Source organism: Arhodomonas sp. KWT (assembly GCF_010993615.1).
Genome location: NZ_WNXE01000284.1, coordinates 1 through 2,617, shown reverse-complemented (window position 1 = coordinate 2,617; position 2,617 = coordinate 1). Strand labels below are relative to the sequence as shown.

General features: G+C 71.0%; 4 protein-coding genes. All 4 read right to left on the bottom strand.

Annotated elements, in window-relative coordinates; genetic code table 11:
* The coding region (locus G7A99_RS17930) for a sigma factor (protein WP_305792334.1) at positions 1–278 on the bottom strand (278 nt) is incomplete at its 3' end.
* Between the two features lie 132 nt (positions 279–410).
* Entirely contained in the window at positions 411–1,361 is a 951-nt protein-coding gene (gene ftsX, locus G7A99_RS17925) for a permease-like cell division protein FtsX (RefSeq protein WP_163142730.1), read from the bottom strand.
* The gene (ftsE, locus tag G7A99_RS17920; RefSeq protein WP_163142727.1) at positions 1,362–2,039 is read right to left on the bottom strand and encodes a cell division ATP-binding protein FtsE; all 678 of its coding nucleotides are present in this window, start codon (positions 2,037–2,039) and stop codon (positions 1,362–1,364) included.
* Positions 2,036–2,617 (bottom strand): signal recognition particle-docking protein FtsY (ftsY, locus tag G7A99_RS17915; protein WP_163142724.1); only part of this gene is annotated, 582 nt, incomplete at its 5' end. The genes ftsY and ftsE, both read right to left, overlap by 4 nt.

Below are 2,617 nucleotides of genomic sequence, written 5' to 3'. Positions count from 1 at the left end.
GCCTTCATCAGGCCGATGTTGCCCTCCTGGATCAGGTCCGCGAGGGGCAGGCCGTAGCCGGTATAGCCCCGCGCCACATGGACGACGAAGCGCAGGTGCGACATTACCAGGTAACGCGCGGCGTCGAGGTCGTTATCGTCGCGGTAGCGCGCGGCCAGGTCCTGTTCCTCCTCGGCGCTGAGCGTCGGGATACGGTTGACCGCCTGGATATAGTGCTCCTCGCTGCCGGCATGCAGCGGGAGACTGCTGAGATCGTTTCGGGCAATCGCCTTGCTCATTTCCATGGCTCCCCCTTTATGAGCCGGAAAGCGTAATTTGCGGCCGCCACCCGGGGCCTCGTCCAATTGGAGTGTCGAGGCCCAGAAAAAGTTCCCTTTCGGACTATATGAGCATTATGCCAGTTTTCAACCTCAGCGTGGTTCTATGGTGCTGAGGTGTCGACCGACGGCGATCCATGCGCCGAGCAGGCCCAGGAGCACGCCGCAGGCGAGCAGGGTGGCCGCGGCCCCCGGGTCCAGACCCTGCAGCCGGAAGCTGCTGGCGTAGCTGCGGGCCAGGGTGTTGGCCGGGCCGGCGAGCAGCAGGTAGGCCGTCTCCACCAGGACCGCGGCGATGGCGCCACCGAAGAGTCCGTGCCAGAGGCCGGTGTAGAGGAACGGGCGTCGCACGAAGGCGTCGGTGGCGCCGAGGAGCTTGGTGATGACGATCTCCTCGCGCCGGTTCTCGATCTCCAGGCGGATGGTGTTGCCAACCACCAACAGTACCGCCAGTGCGAGCAGGCCGGCGATCAGCCAGCCCAGACGGGCGAGCAGGGTTATGATCGCGTGCAGGCGCCGGACCCACTCCCGGTCCAGGCGTACCTCTGCGGCGAGGTCCAGCCCCTCCAGGGTCCGGGTGAGCGCGTCGATCCGCGCCGTGGACAGCCCCGGTGGCGGCTCCACCAGCAGTACCCCCGGCAGCGGGTTGCTCTCCAGCAGCGACAGCGCCCGGTCCATCTGTGTGTGGGCGCGGAACTCCGCCAGTGCCGCCGCCGGCGTGAGGACCTCGACGGCGCGGACGTCGTCGCGCTCGCGCAGGCGCTGTGCGGTCTCCCGGGCCCGGTCCATGGAGGCGTCCTGCTCCAGGAAGACCGATACCCGCGGGCGGCCGTCCCAGTCGCCGAGCACGTTCTGGGTGTTGTCCATGAACACCACGAACAGCGCCGGCAGGGCGAGGGCGATGCCGATCACTCCCGCGGTCATGAGCGCGGCCAGCCATTGCATGCGCAGTCGGCCGAGGGCGCCGAGCAGGGCCCGGCCGTGGTGCTCCAGCCATGCGGCAGCGCGCGCGCGTATCCGGCGGCGGCTGCGGTGGGCGGCCATTCAGTGCGCCTCCGTGCCGGCGGTGTCGGCGACCACCCGGCCCTCGCTCAGGCTGATCCGGCGGTGACCGAGGCGCTCGACGAGGTCCACGTCGTGGGTGGCGATCAGGGTGGTGACGCCGAGCTCGCTGAAGCGCCGGAACAGGGTCATGATCTCCGCCGACAGTGCCGGGTCGAGGTTGCCCGTGGGCTCGTCGGCGAGCAGCACCGGCGGGCGCCGGACCACGGCCCGGGCGATGCCCACGCGCTGCTGCTCGCCGCTGGAGAGTGTCTCCGGCTGGGCGCGCTCGTAGCGGAGCAGGTCCACCTTGTCGAGGGCGGCGCGTACCCGCCGCCCGAGCTCGCGCCGAGGCGTGCCGGCGATCACCAGGGGCAGGGCGACGTTGTCGAAGACGGTGCGGTCGGCGAGCAGGCGGTGATCCTGGAAGATCATGCCGATGCCCCGTCGCAGGTAGGGGATGCGCCGGCGCGCGAGCCGCCCGAGGTCGACGCCGCCGACCACCACGCGGCCCTGGGAGGGGCGTTCGAGCAGCGGGACCAGGCGCAGCAGGGTGCTCTTGCCCGCGCCACTGGGCCCGGTGAGGAAGCCGAGCTCGCCGGGACGCAGGTGCAGACTCACCTGGCGCAGGGCGTCGCGTTCGCCCGGGTAGCGCTTGCCCACCGCCTCGAGCCGGATCATGCGTCGTCGCCATCCTCCACGGTGTCCGCGAGCAGGGCGTCGACGAAGTCGCCGGCGTCGAAGGGGCGCAGGTCCTCGGCCCGCTCGCCGACGCCGATGTAGCGGATCGGCACGCCGAGCTGCTGGGCCATTGCCAGGACGACGCCGCCCTTGGCGGTGCCGTCGAGCTTGGTGATCACCACGCCGGTCACGCCCACCGCCTCGTGGAACTGGCGGGCCTGGGCGAGGGCATTCTGGCCGGTGCCGGCGTCCACCACCAGCAGCACCTCGTGGGGGGCGGTGCCGTCCTGCTTGCCCAGCACCCGGCGGATCTTCTTGAGCTCCTCCATGAGGTTGCTCTGGGTGTGCAGCCGCCCGGCGGTATCGGCGATAAGGATGTCGTTGCCCCGGGCGATGGCCGCCTGGTGGGCGTCGTAGACCACCGAGGCAGCGTCGGAGCCGGTGGGCTGGCTGATCACCGGAATGCCCGTGCGCTCGCCCCAGACGCGGAGCTGTTCCACGGCGGCGGCGCGGAAGGTGTCGCCGGCGGCGAGCAGCACGCCGTGGCCGGCGCCGCGGTAGTGGCTGGCGAGCTTGCC